A 19,031-nucleotide genomic window follows, 5' to 3' on the forward strand; every position below is an offset into this window, starting at 1 on the left:
CTTTATCACCTTAGAATAAAGGTGGATATGTGAAACGATTACTCGTCTTCAGAATCGCTGCTCGGTTCAGAGTCAGTCTCTTCTGCGTCACTTTGTACTTCTAAAATTGCAACGCTCGCTTCACCTTCTGGCAATTCCTCACCTTCTGGTAACTCAACATCTTCAATTTCTTCAATACGTTGTAAACCTACGACGTTTTCATCTTCAGCGGTGCGAATCAAGGTCACACCTTGAGTATTGCGTCCCACTTGGCTCACTTCCGCGACGCGAGTACGAACGAGCGTACCGGCATCGGTGATCATCATGAACTCATCGCCTTCTTCAGTTTGCACTGCGCCGACAACTTGACCATTACGCTCAGACACCTTGATTGAAACAACGCCTTGAGTTGCACGACCTTTAGTTGGATATTCCCCTAAGGTTGTACGTTTACCATAGCCGTTTTGTGTCACTGTTAAGATGTCGCCGTCATTTGAAGGAACAATCAGCGATACCACTTGGTCGCCTTCTGCTAGCTTCATACCACGAACACCGGACGCTGTGCGTCCCATGGCGCGAACACCTTTGAACTTAATTTCTGGCTGGCCATGTTCATCAAGAACAGGCTGACCATTTTCATCCAATACTGGCGTTTCTTCTGATTCTTTAAAGCGAACCACTTTACCAAATTTAGAAAACAGCATAATTTCACTGTTGCCATCGGTAATGTCCACACCAATCAAAGAGTCATCTTCACGCAAGTTAACCGCGATCAAACCGTTAGAACGCACGTTGGCAAAGCTTGAAAGTGATGTTTTCTTCACTGTACCGTCACCGGTCGCCATAAAGATAAACTTATCATCACTAAACTCAGTGACTGGCAAAATCGCAGTAATACGTTCCCCTTCTTCCAGAGGAAGAATGTTAACGATAGGTTTACCACGCGCTGTACGGCTCGCTAGCGGTAATTGATAGACTTTCAAACGGTATGTCTTACCACGAGTCGAGAAGCAAAGAATATGGTCATGAGTATTCGCCACAAGAAGACGCTCAATGTAGTCTTCTTCTTTCATCTTCGTCGCGCTCTTACCTTTACCACCACGGCGTTGTGCTTCGTAATCGCTGAGGATCTGGTATTTCACATAACCTGCATGAGAAAGTGTAACGACCACATCTTCACGAGCAATCAGCTCTTCCATGTCGATATCGTGAGTTGCCGCGGTAATTTCAGTGCGTCGTGCGTCACCAAAAGCATCACGAACAGTTTCAAGCTCTTCGCGGATCACTTCCATCAAACGTTCAGTGCTGGCAAGGATATGCATCAGTTCAGCGATTTCTTCCAGAAGAGCTTTGTACTCATCAAGAATTTTTTCGTGCTCTAAACCTGTCAATCTGTGCAGACGAAGTTCAAGAATTGCTTGGGCTTGTTGCTCAGTTAAGAAATATTTGCCATCACGGATACCGTATTCTGGTTCAAGCCATTCAGGACGAGCGGCATCGGTTCCAGCACGTTCAAGCATTGACGCTACGTTGCCAAGATCCCAACCACGAGCAATCAAGCCTTCTTTTGCTTCTGCTGGCGTTGCTGCGCGGCGAATCAATTCGATGATTTCATCAATGTTGGCTAACGCGAGAGCCAGTGCTTCTAGAATGTGGGCACGATCACGAGCTTTACGCAGTTCAAAAATAGTACGACGCGTCACCACCTCACGGCGGTGATCAACAAAGCATTTCAACATTTCTTTCAAGTTGAATAGCTTAGGTTGACCATTATCCAGCGCAACCATGTTGATGCCGAATGTCGTTTGTAACTGTGTTTGAGCGTAGAGGTTGTTCAGAACTACTTCACCAACCGCATCACGTTTACATTCGATAACAATACGCATGCCGTCTTTATCAGACTCATCACGCAGTGCACTGATGCCTTCGACTTTTTTCTCTTTAACCAACTCAGCAATTTTTTCAATCAAGCGTGCTTTGTTCACTTGATAAGGGATTTCTCTGACGATAATGGTTTCTTTACCATTCTTCTCGACTTCGATATCCGCTTTAGAGCGCATGTAGACTTTACCGCGCCCTGTTTTATAAGCGTCGATAATTCCTTTGCGGCCACTGATTAATGCTGCTGTTGGGAAATCTGGGCCCGGAATGTAGTCCATCAACTCATCAATGGTGATGTCTTCATTATTTATATAGGCCAAGCAACCCTCAACCACTTCCGTTAGGTTATGGGGTGGAATGTTGGTTGCCATACCTACTGCAATACCAGATGAGCCATTCACCAGTAGGTTAGGAATTTTCGTAGGAAGAACCGCAGGGATCTGTTCTGTACCGTCATAGTTCGGTACATAATCGACCGTTTCTTTGTCGAGATCGGCAAGCAGTTCGTGGGCAATTTTTGACATGCGTACTTCGGTGTAACGCATTGCTGCCGCAGAGTCACCATCGATCGACCCAAAGTTACCTTGGCCATCGACCAACATGTAACGCAATGAGAACGGCTGCGCCATACGAACAATCGTATCGTATACAGCACTATCACCATGCGGGTGATATTTACCAATCACATCGCCCACAACACGGGCAGATTTTTTATATGGTTTATTCCAATCGTTACCAAGCACATTCATCGCGAATAGAACGCGACGGTGTACTGGTTTTAGGCCATCACGCACATCTGGAAGAGCACGACCCACGATAACGGACATCGCGTAGTCTAGGTATGAACCTCTTAGCTCATCTTCAATGTTTACGGGCGTGATCTCTCTAGCTAGATCGCTCATAGAGCCATTATCCCTCTATCTTTTGATCGTATATTCGATACGTACAAGGCCGAAAAATATAACACATAATTCACTACTTCGGCATCCCTTTCCCTTTCCTTTTATCAGGTTGTGACCTTTGTTGTGTATCAAGTGCCGAGAAATTGCACATTCATTCCATACCCGGCTGATTAATGGCCAAATTTTAGCCAAAAATTAATGAAATAAAGATAACCTGTAGCCTGTGATAATCAACTGGTTATAATACCCCACACAACTAAAGATGCCTATTTTGACAGCAAGAGCGAATCTAACATGACTAAAGCACAAAACGTTGATCTTAATGAAATTAAAAAGTTTGAAGAGATGGCGTCACACTGGTGGGATCTGGATGGTGAATTTAAGCCACTTCATCAAATTAACCCGTTAAGATTGAACTATGTGTTAGTCAATGCCAACGGCTTATTTGGCAAGAAGGTGCTCGATGTAGGATGTGGTGGCGGAATTTTAGCCGAAAGCATGGCGCGAGAAGGTGCGCAAGTGACTGGCTTAGACATGGGCAAAGAACCGCTTGAAGTCGCTCGTTTACATGCTTTAGAAACCGGAACAAAGCTCACTTATATTCAAAGTACGATTGAAGACCACGCCGCTGACAACTCACACACATATGATGTTGTCACCTGTATGGAAATGCTTGAGCATGTTCCAGACCCATTGTCCGTTGTTCAAGCCTGCTCTGCGTTGGTCAAACCCGGCGGTCATGTTTTCTTTTCTACGCTCAATCGTAATTTTAAGTCTTACCTGTTTGCCATCGTGGGCGCAGAAAAGTTGCTACGCATTGTACCAGAAGGCACACATGATCATGAAAAATTCATCCGCCCATCGGAACTGATTAAGATGATTGATAAAACAAACCTGCAAGAGCAAGGAATAACAGGCCTACTTTATAACCCGTTAACCGATACTTACCGTTTAGGGCGCAATGTTGATGTCAATTACATCGTTCATACTCAGCTTTTTTAAAGTCAGTGGTCATCTAATATGCCATTATCGATAGCGTATTGCTCACGTTAAAAATTAAGCCGAATAGCACATTTTTTCTCGGTTTCTAGGCTGTTTTTTGTGCTCTAGATTCCATTTTAACCACATCGAAAATCGCTCCCTTTTTTCCTCAAAGATCAAGAAGTTTTTTTTTGATTGTGGTTACATCTAAACCAAACTCAAAACGGTAATTTTCTACAATCAAATCGGCTCTTTGATCATCAGTAAGTGGGTACTAACTGTTTTTTTTATTTTTGCTAGTTATCCACAAGCTGTCCCAGATCTGTAACTTGAAATGAGCTTCAGATAGCACTATCTTGTAACTCGCAAAGCAAAGAACCCCTATATGTTGTGTTTGCACTACAATATATAGATAAATTCAGATCACAAAGCCGCGATGAAATTTACAACAATTCTACAAAAATACGGCCTTAATCAGTTTTGTTAGGGAAATGAAGCAGAATGAACCAAAAACTTACTGTCACCAAGCGTGATGGACGCAAAGAAACAATTGATCTTGAGAAAATCCACCGTGTAATCGCGTGGGCTGCGGAAGACCTGCACAATGTCTCTGTATCACAAGTAGAACTGAAAGCTCACATTCAGTTTTACGATGGTATTACGACCTCTGACATCCATGAGACTATCATCAAATCCGCTGCCGATTTGATTTCAGAAGAGACGCCAGATTACCAATATCTAGCTGCTCGTCTTTCGGTGTTCCATTTGCGTAAAAAAGCCTACGGACAATACGAGCCACCCACTTTGTACAACCATGTCTCTCGTTTGGTTGAAATGGGCAAATACGATAAGCACCTTATCGAAGATTATACTCGCGCAGAATTTGAAGAACTCGACACTTATATCGATCACGCACGTGACCTTAATTTTTCTTACGCCGCGGTAAAACAGCTTGAAGGTAAGTACTTCGTGCAAAACCGTGTGACGAAACAAATTTATGAGAGTGCCCAGTTCCTCTACATTTTGGTCGCCGCTTGCTTATTCGCGAAATATCCAAAAGAAAACCGTCTCGATTACATTAAGCGTTTTTACGACGCAACATCAATGTTCAAAATCTCGCTGCCAACGCCAATCATGTCGGGCGTGCGCACGCCTACCCGTCAATTTAGCTCATGTGTGTTGATTGAATGTGGTGACAGCTTAGATTCAATCAATGCCACAGCAAGCTCTATCGTACGTTATGTATCACAGCGTGCGGGTATTGGTATTAACGCGGGCCGCATTCGTGCATTAGGCTCGGAAATTCGCGGTGGTGAAGCATTCCACACGGGTTGTATTCCTTTTTATAAATATTTCCAAACCGCAGTGAAGTGCTGTTCTCAAGGTGGTGTACGTGGTGGCGCAGCCACTGTCTTCTACCCTTTGTGGCACGGTGAAGTGCAGTCGCTACTGGTATTGAAAAATAACCGCGGCGTTGAAGAGAACCGTGTTCGTCATATGGACTATGGTGTTCAGCTCAATAAGTTGATGTATTCTCGCTTAGTTCAAGGCGGTAATATTACCCTATTCTCCCCTTCTGATGTGCCTGGATTGTATGACGCATTCTTCGAAAACCAAGACGAATTCGAACGTTTGTATGTTCAATATGAGAATGACACTTCGATTAAAAAAGAGACGGTGAAAGCGGTAGAACTGTTCTCCCTATTGATGCAAGAACGTGCCTCCACTGGCCGTATCTACATCCAGAACGTTGACCACTGCAATACGCACAGCCCGTTTGATGCGTCTGTAGCGCCTGTTCGCCAATCCAATCTCTGTTTGGAGATCGCACTGCCGACGAAACCGCTGTCTAATGTTGAAGATAATGAAGGTGAGATTGCGCTATGTACGCTTTCGGCATTCAACTTAGGTTCAATTCAATCTCTGGATGATTTCGAAGAGTTGTCTGATCTTGTGGTTCGTGCGCTAGATGCACTGTTGGATTATCAAGATTACCCACTGCCTGCCGCTTATAAGTCAACCATGAATCGCCGTACATTGGGTGTAGGCGTGATTAACTACGCTTACTATCTGGCGAAAAATGGCGTGAAATATTCGGACGGTAGTGCAAATGGTTTGACACACCGCACTTTTGAAGCGATGCAATATTACCTGTTGAAGGCTTCAGTCGCGTTAGCCAAAGAACAAGGCCGATGCCCTCTATTCCATGAAACAAATTATGCCAAAGGCTTGCTGCCTATCGACACCTATAAAAAAGATGTCGACCAAATTTGCGCAGAACCTTTGCATTATGATTGGGATGCGCTGCGCGCAGAGATCATGGAATTTGGCTTACGTAACTCAACGTTAACAGCGTTAATGCCTTCAGAAACCTCTTCGCAAATTTCCAATGCCACCAACGGTATTGAGCCTCCTCGCGGTTATGTTTCAGTAAAAGCCTCAAAAGATGGCATCTTGAAACAAGTCGTGCCGGATTTCATTAATTTGAAAGAGAACTATGAGTTATTGTGGAATATTGGTTCTAACAACGGCTATCTGCACCTAGTCGGCATCATGCAGAAATTTGTTGACCAAGCGATTTCCGCTAATACCAACTACGACCCCAGCGCGTATGAAAGTGGCAAAGTACCAATGAAACAGTTGCTGCAAGATCTGCTGACGGCATATAAATTTGGTGTGAAAACCTTGTACTATCACAACACTCGTGATGGCGCGAAGGATGATCAAAAAGACGCAGTACAGGCACAAGATGATGATTGTGCGGGCGGCGGTTGTAAGATCTAACTCTATTTCACTCAACTTATTCAATAATGCTCCCCACGCAGGGGAGCTTAAAAGGGATTGAGGCATTTATGGCTTACAGTACTTTTTCTCAAAAAAAGAATGATCAACTCAAAGAACCGATGTTTCTTGGCCAATCGGTTAACGTGGCTCGTTACGACCAGCAAAAGTTTGAAATTTTTGAAAAACTGATAGAAAAACAGCTCTCGTTCTTCTGGCGTCCAGAAGAAGTCGACGTATCGAGTGATCGCATTGATTACAACAAGCTTCCAGATCATGAAAAGCACATTTTCATCTCGAACTTAAAATATCAAACGCTACTGGATTCAATCCAAGGTCGCAGCCCTAACGTGGCACTGCTACCGCTGGTTTCGCTTCCTGAAGTGGAAACATGGATTGAAACCTGGTCATTTTCAGAAACAATCCACTCACGTTCATACACTCATATTATTCGTAATATTGTGAATGATCCTGGCATTGTGTTTGATGACATCGTCGAAAATGAACATATATTGAAACGCGCAAAAGACATTGCACACTATTACGATGATCTGATCCAACTGTCTAATGACTATCACCGTTTTGGTGAAGGAACACATCAGATTAATGGTGAGAGCGTCAAAATTAGCTTGGGTGACCTGAAACGCAAACTTTATCTTTGCTTGATGTCAGTCAATGCGTTGGAAGCGATTCGTTTCTATGTCAGCTTCGCCTGCTCATTTGCCTTTGCAGAGCGCGAATTGATGGAAGGTAACGCCAAAATCATCAAGTTGATTGCACGTGATGAAGCTTTGCACCTGACTGGTACACAGCATATGATCAACTTGCTGCGTAATGGACAAGACGATTTCGCCTTCTTACAAATCGCTGAAGAGTGCAAGCAAGAGTGTTTTGATTTGTTCAAAGCGGCTGCTGAACAAGAAAAAGAGTGGGCTGAATATCTGTTTAAAGATGGTTCGATGATTGGTTTAAACAAAGACATTCTGTGCCAATACGTTGAATACATCACCAACGTTCGTATGCAAGCGGTTGGTTTAGATATCGCCTACCCCGGCGCAACATCAAACCCAATTCCTTGGATTAATGCGTGGTTGTCTTCAGACAACGTACAAGTTGCACCTCAAGAAGCAGAAATCAGCTCCTACCTTGTAGGCCAAATTGACAATAAAGTTCGTGCCAATGACTTCGAGGACTTTGAGCTGTAATGGCGACCATTAAAATCAACAAAGTTACAACCATAGAATCAAACTCTTCCAATACTTTATTGGAAAGTATGGAGAGTGCGGGGCTAGAGCCAGAGTACAACTGTCGCGATGGTCACTGTGGTGCCTGTCGCTGCACGCTCGTTAAAGGCGAAGTGGAATATGTTGGTTTTGCGATGGCTTACACAGAGCGCAACGAAATATTGCCCTGTATTTGTAAAGCCAAAAGCCACGTGGAACTTGCTGGTGTTAATTATCGACCCAAAGCAAGGCGAGCCTAATCTCGATCTGCCAATAGTGCACTGTTAACGCATCACACATTGGCGCGTTAAAAAGGTAAAGCCAGAGCTATGCTCTGGCTTTATACATTCCTAGAAGAATGCCATCAGCCGTACCCATTGATACGGATTTGTTAGCGATTTCTCTGCCATCCCCATCAAACAATGAAAGTCTATATCCTTGATAGCTAGGCGTATCTAAGTCTGATGGAGCGTTGAGCCATAAAGAAACAACATCACTCATTTCATTACTCAATGCCTCACCTAAGATCACTTTTTGACTTGCAACTTTATACCAAACTAAAATTTTCGATTGGTTAAACATGTCAGCCTCCTGCTGAATTTCATCGAGCGGACTGACAGTGTACAGAGAAAAGATGTGTAAAAAAGACCCAATTTTGAAACAATTTTATCTGATGCGTGAAATCATGAGCTTAGTCTTTAGACGAAATAATCATAAGCTAAGCACCTCACCGAACCTACGGAATAAGCCAAAAAATCATGCAGTTACCACCCGATACAATTTAAATGCAAAGCACTTAATTATCAACAGCTTAGACTTAAAAATACGCTAACACATTGAGTTGATTAGCCAATGACGCTCGCAGGTAAAAACATCTCTTTGACGGAGATCAATGCCCCATACTGAGCAAAAATAGGCTTATTCGATAAATAGCGGCGTAACATATCAGCCGCGATGGTCCCCATTAACTCCCTCTGCTCATCGGCGCTGTAACGACGCTTGAATTTGAGGATCTGTCCCCACTCTCCCTGCGGAGCCGATAAAGCTAGGCTAAATTGATCATCATTTAATACACCAGTCACAAGCGATAACGAAGTAGAACACTTTTCCTTCGTTGCGCCAGCAAGCGCTAATGACGCCGCGAGTGGATCTTGATCGCCTAAGCCCGATTCAACGTTGCGGCTCAAAATCCAGCAGTGACCGCTCAACGCTTCCACCTGCTCGTTACTTAACAACCAACTGGCGAGCCAACCTTTGGTCGCTTGTTCTGCAATAGAGATCGATAATCCTTTGTCTTGCATTAAATGACCGATATGCGTGAGCATAGGTTCATCGACACTCACAACATGTTGTTCCAAATGCTGGTAGATGATCTGTAGTAGTTTTACTCGGCGTTCTAAATCACTTTTCGGACCAAACAATTTCACCTCAATAAAAGGCAGATAAGAACGATACCCCAGCATATACCCTTCCGGTAAGACTAATTTATCCAACTTATCTGAAATGGCCGATTCCGATGAACCCAGAGTGAATAAACGGCTGCACTCTAATCCCGTTTGTTGTGGGTATGTCGCTAGCAAGTCAGGTAAAATCTGTTCAGAGACCATCAGCTTAAACTCTTTGGGTACTCCGGGGGTGAAATAACAAACACAATCATTAATCTGAACTTTAAAGCCGCAAGCCGTCCCTATTGGGTTATCAATGATGTCAGAGAACTCAGGTAACATCGCTTGTTTGAGGTTACTTTCTGGCATCACAACACCACGCTGCGCAAAAAATTCGTCCAGTTTTTGCTTCCACAGCACAGACAACACCAACTTTTGGTCCGCCGCTTGAGCCGCCGCCGCCGCACTTAAATCATCAGACGTTGGGCCGAGCCCGCCATTTACGATCAATACATCATTATTGAAACTAAGCATCAGTAACTCTTCAACCAAGGCTTGCTGGCTATCGCCTACCGTTGATCGTTTTACTAACGAAAAACCCTGCTGGAAGAACTCACTGGATAACCAAGCAGCATTGGTATCGACAATATCGCCATGGAGCACTTCCTCACCCGTGCTTAACATTGCTATTTTCAACATATCATGGTGTCCTTTTGTGTACGCTTACAGGTGTGCTATCAATCAATACGGCAGAGAATAAAGTGCAATATATAACGCTTTGAATGCTATTTTTCTCATAAGTTTCCTTATTTACATAATTTGCTGTTTTCATCACCGCCGCTTTAATAGATAATTGTGATTCTGATCATTAAAAACAAAACTTTGGAGCCCTCCGTGTCAAAGAAAAGCATCATACCATTGATGTTATCGTTTTCGGCTTGTGCTAGTGCCACTGCATACGATTTCAACCAACACATTGAGTTTTCCTATACGGTCGACTGCAATCAAATTTCTTGTTTTAATGACGATCCGAATATTTACCAATCGAACTCTCCATTTTTAGCAAGCTTAGCAGAGTCGCAACCGCTAAACCTTGAAGAGCCCACGCTGCCTAAATATCTTACCGTGCAAGATACAAAAGACTGGGACTATCTCAAAGGCCAAACCTATACCATCTTAGGATTAAGCGTAGCAACCGTTGGCTTAATGACATTTTTGCCTGCATCCATTACCAAATGGGATGAAGAGGATCGCAGCATAAGCGGCATAGGCAGCAAATGGAAAGATAACGTATCATCCGGCCCCACTTGGGATAGAGATGAGCATTATCTCAACTACATTATGCACCCCTACTTTGGCGGCGTTTACTACACAGCCGCAAGACATGCTGGATTTAATGAGTTTGAATCTTTTCTTTACTCCGGTGTTATGTCGACTTTCTTTTGGGAATATGGCGTAGAATCGTTTGCCGAGATACCGTCATGGCAAGACTTGTTTATTACGCCCTTTTTCGGTGCGGTTGTCGGTGAACTGATGTTTGAAGCGGAACAAGATATTGTTACCACAGGTGGTGAAGTGTTGGGTTCATCGACTCTGGGTGATGTCACACTTTTCTTCCTCAACCCTGTTGGACATATCCATGGCTGGGTATCAAATGCTTGGGGAGGCAATGCCGAAGTAGAATTTAATGGCACACCTTGGTTTGGTAACCAAGATGCCGCAAAGTTTGCTTTGGACTCAGGCGCTAGCTATGATTCGCAATTTTATGGCCTTAATCTCAAAGTCAGTTTTTAAAACACAGGGCTAAGCACAAGGCCAATGCCTAAAGCCGAGGCTATTTTTGTGGCCCAAGTATGAATACTGACAAGCAAGAGACTGCGTAAATGTAAAAAATTGACTCTCATCAAGTCTTATCTAAGATAGGCCTCTACACTGAAGTGAAAGGAATTCAAGATCAACGATTTATCTTTCGTTAGCTTGCTATGGGAGGCCTATTATGAACAGTACTTTTATCGTCAATTTCGTCGGCAGTGCAACACCAGCCACAATTAAACATCTTGCCGCTATCACTCATGAAAATGGTGGAAAATGGTTAATAAGTAAAGTGAACTTTATTGAAAACCAAGTAGCTGCCGTCATTAAAATAGAGTTACCGACCTCAAATGCCGTTATCGTTCAACAAGCATTTAGAGAACAACCCGATCTTCTGGTGCAGATTGTTGATTCTGACGTACATCAACACGAAAAAGAAACGATTTACCAACTGCGGATTGATGCAAACGACCGTGCAGGCATCGTCAACGAAATCACCCACCTTCTTGATAATCAAGGTATCAATATTTTAGATATGGATTGCCAACGCGTTTTTATTGCGGGTGGTGGCGGTGTCAGCTCAAGTTTATTTACCGCCAACCTAGCCATCAAGCTCCCAGCTGCGATACAAATTGAAGACGTAGCCGATGAGCTTGAAGCGCTCAGTGAAGATACGCGCGTGATATTAGAAGTGTAATCTCGTTTACGCCCGAAAAAAGGAAGCTGATGCTTCCTTTTTTATCGACCTCACTATCTATTAAGTAAGATTAAAGTTGTGATTCAGTTAACAAAATCAACTAATTGCATTCGCGAAATGACGACCATATTCCAATATTAGAGAGCGGGTAACCATAATTAATCTAAGCCTGCAAATCCTAGATGCCGAATAACTTGAAGACGCCGTCAGATGGATAAACGGATGATTACTAATGAGTATTAACAAACCTTGTGACTCTGGCAATCAAACGTAACCAACATCACGGTAACCTCAAGTACAACAGGTAAACCAATATGCCCAGCAATAAGGTTGGGTTGTTTTAATGGTGGTAACGTCATGTTGAAGCTTGAAAATATTAAGGTCAGCTACAAGCTGACCGCTATTATCGCGGTTGCAATTGTTGGCTTATTGAGCTTACTGTTCATTGCAACTAGCGCGCTGAGAAGTAACTTAGTCGTAGAGCGTGAAGCGAGGTTGAACGCAGTTATCGATACTCTCCTCTCACAAATCTCACACCTTCAGAAAACACTCCCCGAAGACGAAGCTAAATCACAGGCGAAGATACTCATCAACAACACACGTTTTGACAGCAACAACTATCTTTTTGCTATCGATGAGTCTCGTTACACCATTGCCCATCCGATTCGCACTGATTTGGTTGGCAAACAGATGGGAAGCCCAGGAAAAGATACACAAGGCGAGTTTTGGTTCACTATGGTTGAACTTGGCAAAAATGGTCAACAAGGCACGTTGACATATCCTTGGCAGACTAACAGTGGAACACCCGCAGAGAAATTATCGGCAGTCCACGGGTTTGCGCCGTGGCATTGGATTATCGGCTCAGGCATGCTCATCAATGACATTGAAGAGGCGATCAACAAACAGATCCTCAAGATGGGAGGAGCGACATTGGCAGTTGTGTTTGTGATGGCAACGCTTGGGGTGGTCATCAGCCGAGCCATCATTATGCCGTTAGAGTCAATTAAAGAAGTAATGAAAAAAGTGGCAAGCGGCGATTTAACCGCACAAGTCCCAGTAATGGGAGAAGATGAGATTGGCATTGTGGCATGTCGTATCAATGACAGTGTAAGCGCAGTGCGTTTAGCATTAACCGAGTCGGTCACCTCAGCAAACCTGCTTGCAGAGGCCGCCATTCGCATCGCTTCTTCTGCGGAAGAAACTAGCCAAGCGGTGACCAGCCAACGTGACCAATTAAGCCAGCTCGCAACCGCGATGAATGAAATGAGTGCGACTGTTGCCGATGTTGCAGGCCATGCAGAAGAGACCGCAAGAGACACATTGGATGCCAGCAAAGAAGCCGGCTTAGGCGATAAAGACGTACATTCCAGTGTGGACAGCATTAAAGCGCTCTCAAAAGAGCTGGAAGTGGCCACTGAGCAAGTGCACAAACTCAAAGAAGGCGTGATGCAAATCAGTGAAGTTACCACAGTGATCAGCGGCATTTCTGAACAAACCAATTTACTTGCACTAAATGCAGCGATTGAAGCCGCACGTGCTGGAGAACAAGGTAGAGGATTCGCAGTGGTCGCCGACGAGGTCAGAAATTTAGCTAGCCGTACCCATCATTCCACTGACCAAATCCAAACCACCATTAACCGCTTACAGCAACTGGCCGTTAGTACATCAAACGCGATGCAAAAAAGCCAAGATCTCGCTTATAACAGTGTGGAGCGGGCAGAAAATGCAGGCAGCGATCTTTCCTTGATCGTCAGTCATATTCAGCATGTGAGTGATAAAGCAATTCAAATCGCCACTGCGGCAGAAGAACAAAGTGCAGTGGCCGAAGAAATGAACCGTAACGTCAGTGGCATTAACGATTCAGCATTGGAGATGTCACAATCGGCAAACTATTTGGCAGAAGAGAGTGAAACCTTGGCCGCTCTTTCACGCCAATTAGACGAAAGAATGAAAAGCTTTAAACTCTAAGGTGTGATTTTACAAAAATAGGCCTCACCCACTGTATGGTGAGGCCTATTGTCATCAGTTTACCGACCATTGAGATAATGAACGTTTAAAGTCTTCATAGCCAAATTCATTCAGTTTCTGAAGCTCTCCTGTACTGCGTTGACAATACACGGAAGGCATTTTAAGGCCATTAAACCAATTCAATTTCACCATGGTATAGCCCGCGCTATCCATGATATGCAACCGCTGACCAATCGATAATGGCTGTTCAAATGAAGCCACACAAAATTGATCACCCGCTAAGCAAGAACACGAGCCAATGACATACTCATGTTCACCGTTCGCACTCGCTTCTAAGATAGCCGCTGGCTCTTTGTAAATCAGTGTGTCTAAACGATGCGCTTCAGTTGCCGAATCAACAATCGCTGTTTTCATGCCATTTTCAACGATATCGACGACAGTCACCACTAAATCAGCCGTTTTCGTGATGATCGCCTCACCCGGTTCAAGATAAAGCTGAACCTGATGCTTTTCTGAAAAGGCCTTAAGCGCTAATGCTAATTTTTCTAGCGGATAACCAGGCCAAGTGAAGAACACACCACCGCCTAGGCTGACCCAATCTAACTTATCCAGATATTGGCCAAAACGCTCAGAGATCGAATCTAATAACGCAATGAACGCATCAGCATCTTTGTTCTCACAGTTCATATGGAACATCACGCCATTGATAGTATCGAACACTGAGTTATCAATATGGTCTGTTTGAACACCTAAACGAGAAAACTGACGTGCGGGATTGGCAAGATCTTGCCCAGCGTAACTCACGCCGGGGTTTAAACGTAAACCCAATGACGCCTTGCCTTCAACTAAATGACGGTAAGCGGCCAACTGGGATTGCGAATTAAAAATCATTTTGTCGCAAATATCGGCCACTTCTTTAACATCAGCTTCACTGTAGCCAACGCTATAGGCGTGTGTTTCACCACCAAACGTTTCGTAGCCTAATTTTACTTCAAATGGGCCACTGCTGGTTGTGCCATCTAAGTAAGGTTTGATGATGTCAAATACTCCCCAAGTAGAGAAGCATTTTAAAGCCAAGACGAGTTTGACGCCCGACATCTCTTTGAGCTGCCTCGCGATTTCTAGGTTCGCGATCAACTGTGATTCATCAATCATAAAATAGGGCGTTTGGAGTTCGCTTTTTTGCATCTATTTATCACTCTCAAATTGAAGAAAGCCGACACATCTGCATCGGCTTAACTATCGAAAACTCTTATTTTAGAATTTTAATCTCTGGTTGCCCGATATCGAGCTCTTGAACATGCCAATCCAAACCTAATTTAGGCATCGTTTCTAAAAACAGATCAGGGTCAAGCTGCTCTAAGTTAAACACGCCCGCTTGTGCCCAATGCCCTTGGAAATACTGCAATGCCGCAGTAATGGCAGGAACGCCCGTGGTGTAAGCGATGGCTTGGTGCTCTACATCATGGTATGCCACTTCATGGTCTGCATTATTGTAGATAAAGACACTGCGCTGTTTACCATCCTTCCAACCTTGCACCCAAGTACCAATACAAGTCAGGCCTTTGTAGCCAGGAGCCAAAGAGGTTGGGTCTGGCAGCATCGCTTTAAGCACTTGAAGTGGTTGAACCACAGTACCATCTTGCAGCGTCAATGGGTTTGGACTCAATAAACCAATATCACGCATGCAATTGAAATAGTTGAGATAACGATCGCCAAAACCCATCCAAAATTCAATACGTTTGGCCGGAATAAACTCTTTCATCGAACGCACTTCATCGTGCGACATGGAGTACACCTTGTGCTGGCCGCACTGAGGAAAATCAAATTCTAGCATTCGTGAATGGCAAGGAACACGCTGCCACTGCCCTTCTTCCCAATAGAAAGAGTCGCCTTGAATCTCTAACATATTGGTTTCTGGATCAAAGTTAGTCGCAAATTTCTTGCCGTGATCGCCTGCATTAATGTCCATCACATCAATACTGTCGATTTCGTCAAAGAGGTGTTTCACCGCATACGCGGCAAACACGCTAACCACGCCCGGATCAAAACCAGCACCGAGAATAGCGGTAATGCCTGCTTGCTTAAATTTTTCACGAAATGCCCATTGAGGATCATACGCTTCAGGCACTTGTTGACCTTCAGAGCAAAGGTCAACAGCAACCGATGTATCTAGATAGGAAACCTTGGCTTGATAACATGCTTCCATGATTGGCACGTTTACCCAAGGAGGGCCAGCGTTGATCACAAGATCAGGCTGGACTTCTTTAATTAATGCAACTAACGAGGCTACGTCATCCGCCTTGACGGTGCGTGCCTCAAGTTTTTTAGTTGGATCTTTAAGGTTATTTTTTCCTTTGATCGATTCAATGATCTTCTCGCACTTTTCAAGAGTACGAGAAGCAAGAACAATATCACCGAGTATGTCGTTGTTTTGGGCCGCCTTATGTGCGACAACCCAGCCAACGCCTCCCGCGCCAATTTGTAAAATAGACATGGTTGTTTGTATTCCTTTATGCCTTGGCTAGCTCAGAGGCTAGTACTTCAATCTTATTAAGTAATGCTTTGAAATCTGACAGTTGTAAGCATGGGTTTAAAATGGTGAATTTAAGCGCTGTTTTGCCATCCACAATCGTCTCGCCCAACACCGCGACACCACGTGTCAATGCTTCTAAACGCAACGCTTTGTTCAACTCGTCAAAATCTACCGCTTGTTTATCCACGGAACGGAATAACACGGTGGAGAGCGCAGGCTCAGCCAAGAGTTCAAAAGCATCGTGATGCTGAACTAAATCTGCCACTTGCAGTGTTTGTTCTAGCAGATGATCGTACATTTCACCCAAAGCCTTAGGGCCTACATTTTGCATTGTCATAAACACTTTCAATGCATCAAAACGCTTGGTCGTAGAAATAGATTTATCCACCAAGTTTGGCAGTTCATCATGTTCACGGTTAAGGTAATCCGCATGATGCAGTAGATACTTGAAGTGACTTTTATCTTTGAGCAACACCGCGCCACAACTGATCGTTTGGAAGAACAATTTATGGAAGTCGACGCTGACCGAGTGCGCACGCTCAACGCCTTGCAAACGTGCTTTATGGCTACTTAGAACCAATGCGCCGCCGTATGCTCCATCCACATGCATCCATAGATCATGTTGCTGTGCTACATCCGCGATCGTCGACAGATCATCAATCGCACCGTGATCCGTTGTGCCTGCCGTTCCAACAATAGCAAAAGGAATAAGACCTTCCGCTTTCGCTTGTGCAACAACCGCTTCCAGTTTGGTGACATCCATTGTGCCGTTTGGATTCGCATCAACCGCCAAAATGGCTTTCTCGCCCAACCCCATCCAAGAGGCCGATTTTTGCACGGTGAAATGCGATTTTTTCGAGCACACAATACGCAGCTTATCGGCATACTCAGGTAAGCCCAGCTTTTGAATAGAATGACCACTTAATTTATCGGCAATCCAATCACGAGCTAACATTAAACCCATTTGGTTACTTTGCGTGCCACCACTGGTGAAAATACCATCCGACTGAGCGCCGAGTTCGTATTTCTCACACATCCAATCAATCACTTTCTGTTCAACATAGGTAGCAGAAGACGATTGATCCCATGAGTCCATGGACTGGTTTAATGCACCAATCATCGCTTCAGCCACTACTGATGGCATCAAGGGTGGCGTGTGCAGGTGAGCAATACAATCTGGGTGTTGAACGATAATGGAATTTTTGGCTACCAGATCTGCCATTTCAGAGATCACATCCTTCAATGGCGCATTTTTGTTATCCAAATCTACTGCGTAAATCGCTTCTTCAAGCTGCTTTGGCTCCAAACCTGAATAAGGCGCTTTGGCTTGTTCAAAAACAGCTTTCATCGCAGAAGTGGCATGGTTCATCACATCGGCAAATTCATTGCTGCCCATTTCACCAGTTTGGATAAAATGCTTCTTCCACGCTTGATTTTCTGGCTCTGGATCTTTCTCGCCGCCACCTGCGGCTAAAATCGCCGCTTCAAGAGTGCGCAGGGCAAAATCGATCTGCTCGAATGAGATGATAATCGGTGGTAAGAAACGAATAACGGATCCTTCACGGCCACCTTTTTCAACCATCAACCCACGCTCAAGTGCTGCGCGTTGGATAGCGAGTGTTAATTGACCATCGGCCATTGGCTCGCCAAATTTGTTCATTTCACCGTTTGGTTTACGAATCTCGAGGCCGAGCATCAAACCTTTGCCACGAACTTCCGCAATACAATTCACGCGGCGTTGAATCGCTTCAAGACCTTGGCGTAGGTACTGACCCGCGACATTAGCGTGTTCAACGAGGTTATCACGTAAAATAATTTCTAACGCTTTCGCACCAGAAACCATGGCCAATTGGTTACCACGGAACGTGCCTGTGTGCTCACCCGGTTTCCAAGTATCGATCTCTTTCTTGAACACAAGAATAGACATTGGTAGACCACCACCAATGGCTTTAGATAAGCAAAGAATATCAGGACAAATACCAGACTCTTCAAATGCAAAGCGGTAACCCGATTTACCCACGCCACATTGAATTTCATCGAAAACTAATAAAATACCGTGTTCATCACAGATACGGCGTAGCTCACGCAGCCAGAATGCTGGAGCGGGAATGACGCCTCCTTCACCTTGAACAGGTTCAACAATAATGGCCGCCGGTTTCATGATGCCTGCTTCGTCATCGTTCAGCAGACGTTCGATGTAGCGAATGCTCGCTTTGGCACCTTCATCGCCCCCTAAACCAAACGGGCAGCGCAAGTTGTATGGGAATGGCATAAAATGCACATCCGACATTAACCCTGTGCGACGAGCTTTAGTATTCAGGTTGCCCATCATGCCCATCGTTCCGTTGGTCATACCGTGGTAAGCACCGCGAAACGCAAACATAGTGTTACGACCCGTTGTCTGCTTCACCAGCTTAATAGCCGCTTCAACGGCATCCGCACCAGAAGGTCCACAAAATTGAATCGCGGAATTTTTTGCAAACTCTTCAGGCAAAAATGCTTTTACTTGCTTGATGAATTTGTCTTTAGCGTGCGTTGTCATATCCAATGTCTGATATGGCAGACCTGAATCTAACTGCTCTTTCAGTGCTTGATTGATCTCAGGATGGTTATACCCAAGCGCCAACGTTCCCGCACCCGCTAAGCAGTCGAGGAAAATTTGTCCGCGCGTATCTTCTACTAACGCACCATAAGCTTGCTTGATGGCAATCGGTAGACGGCGTGGGTATGAACGAACTTCAGATTCATGCTCAATTTGATCGAGTAGAATTTGGTCCGGTGTGAGATCATAAATACCTTCAACAACAGGTACCTGAGATGAAAAAATGTTTGCGATAGTGTTATCGACTTCAAAGGCTGTGCTCATTTCCCTTCCCCTTGAATGTG

At 44.4% G+C, this 19,031-nt stretch carries 13 protein-coding genes; 7 read left to right on the forward strand and 6 right to left on the reverse strand.

What is annotated here, in order from left to right; all coding sequences use genetic code 11:
- Positions 1 to 38: 38 nt before the first annotated feature.
- Positions 39 to 2,762, reverse strand: coding sequence for a DNA topoisomerase (ATP-hydrolyzing) subunit A (gene gyrA, locus AACV12_RS06715; RefSeq protein ID WP_017049834.1), 2,724 nt, complete (start codon positions 2,760 to 2,762; stop codon positions 39 to 41).
- 294 nt (positions 2,763 to 3,056) lie between these two features.
- On the opposite strand from gyrA, the gene ubiG reads away from it, so the two are divergent.
- The 4 genes from ubiG to yfaE all read left to right on the forward strand — a co-directional run bounded on the left by ubiG (position 3,057) and on the right by yfaE (position 8,007).
- Positions 3,057 to 3,764: a bifunctional 2-polyprenyl-6-hydroxyphenol methylase/3-demethylubiquinol 3-O-methyltransferase UbiG gene (gene ubiG / locus AACV12_RS06720; protein ID WP_170900072.1), complete on the forward strand. Its 708-nt coding sequence runs from the start codon at positions 3,057 to 3,059 to the stop codon at positions 3,762 to 3,764.
- Between the two features lie 480 nt (positions 3,765 to 4,244).
- Entirely contained in the window at positions 4,245 to 6,527 is a 2,283-nt protein-coding gene (gene nrdA, locus AACV12_RS06725; RefSeq protein ID WP_017046168.1) for a class 1a ribonucleoside-diphosphate reductase subunit alpha, read from the forward strand.
- A gap of 68 nt (positions 6,528 to 6,595) precedes the next feature.
- Positions 6,596 to 7,729 (forward strand): class Ia ribonucleoside-diphosphate reductase subunit beta, encoded by a 1,134-nt coding sequence (gene nrdB, locus AACV12_RS06730; RefSeq protein ID WP_170900073.1) that lies wholly within the window; start codon positions 6,596 to 6,598, stop codon positions 7,727 to 7,729.
- The gene (gene yfaE / locus AACV12_RS06735; protein ID WP_013857000.1) at positions 7,729 to 8,007 is read left to right on the forward strand and encodes a class I ribonucleotide reductase maintenance protein YfaE; all 279 of its coding nucleotides are present in this window, start codon (positions 7,729 to 7,731) and stop codon (positions 8,005 to 8,007) included. Before nrdB ends, yfaE begins: the two co-directional genes overlap by 1 nt.
- Positions 8,008 to 8,074: 67 nt before the next feature.
- Here the strand turns inward: yfaE and AACV12_RS06740 are convergent, their stop codons facing one another.
- Together AACV12_RS06740 and AACV12_RS06745 are read right to left on the reverse strand one after the other, a co-directional pair.
- A complete protein-coding gene (locus AACV12_RS06740; protein WP_013857001.1) occupies positions 8,075 to 8,329 on the reverse strand; it encodes a hypothetical protein in 255 nt (84 codons plus the stop codon).
- A 263-nt stretch (positions 8,330 to 8,592) separates the two neighbouring features.
- Entirely contained in the window at positions 8,593 to 9,831 is a 1,239-nt protein-coding gene (locus tag AACV12_RS06745) for a CinA family nicotinamide mononucleotide deamidase-related protein (RefSeq protein ID WP_013857002.1), read from the reverse strand.
- A gap of 156 nt (positions 9,832 to 9,987) precedes the next feature.
- On the opposite strand from AACV12_RS06745, the gene AACV12_RS06750 reads away from it, so the two are divergent.
- From AACV12_RS06750 to AACV12_RS06760, 3 genes are all read left to right on the forward strand, one after another.
- Complete coding sequence (locus tag AACV12_RS06750) at positions 9,988 to 10,926, forward strand: DUF3943 domain-containing protein (RefSeq protein WP_240507690.1); 939 nt, start codon at positions 9,988 to 9,990, stop codon at positions 10,924 to 10,926.
- 202 nt (positions 10,927 to 11,128) lie between these two features.
- Complete coding sequence (locus AACV12_RS06755; RefSeq protein ID WP_013857004.1) at positions 11,129 to 11,641, forward strand: glycine cleavage system protein R; 513 nt, start codon at positions 11,129 to 11,131, stop codon at positions 11,639 to 11,641.
- 357 nt (positions 11,642 to 11,998) lie between these two features.
- Positions 11,999 to 13,609 (forward strand): methyl-accepting chemotaxis protein, encoded by a 1,611-nt coding sequence (locus AACV12_RS06760; protein ID WP_026027718.1) that lies wholly within the window; start codon positions 11,999 to 12,001, stop codon positions 13,607 to 13,609.
- Between the two features lie 54 nt (positions 13,610 to 13,663).
- On the opposite strand, the gene nspC is transcribed toward AACV12_RS06760, so the two are convergent.
- The 3 genes from nspC to AACV12_RS06775 form a co-directional block, all read right to left on the reverse strand.
- Positions 13,664 to 14,797: a carboxynorspermidine decarboxylase gene (gene nspC, locus AACV12_RS06765; RefSeq protein WP_013857007.1), complete on the reverse strand. Its 1,134-nt coding sequence runs from the start codon at positions 14,795 to 14,797 to the stop codon at positions 13,664 to 13,666.
- A 64-nt stretch (positions 14,798 to 14,861) separates the two neighbouring features.
- Positions 14,862 to 16,106 carry a carboxynorspermidine synthase gene (locus AACV12_RS06770; protein ID WP_017044304.1) on the reverse strand — a complete coding sequence of 415 codons (1,245 nt, stop codon included), beginning with the start codon at positions 16,104 to 16,106 and terminating at the stop codon, positions 14,862 to 14,864.
- Between the two features lie 16 nt (positions 16,107 to 16,122).
- Positions 16,123 to 19,011: a diaminobutyrate--2-oxoglutarate transaminase family protein gene (locus AACV12_RS06775; RefSeq protein WP_170900074.1), complete on the reverse strand. Its 2,889-nt coding sequence runs from the start codon at positions 19,009 to 19,011 to the stop codon at positions 16,123 to 16,125.
- Between the last annotated feature and the right edge of the window lie 20 nt (positions 19,012 to 19,031).

This window comes from Vibrio sp. 2-2(8) (assembly GCF_963888495.1).
Lineage (GTDB): Bacteria > Pseudomonadota > Gammaproteobacteria > Enterobacterales > Vibrionaceae > Vibrio > Vibrio anguillarum.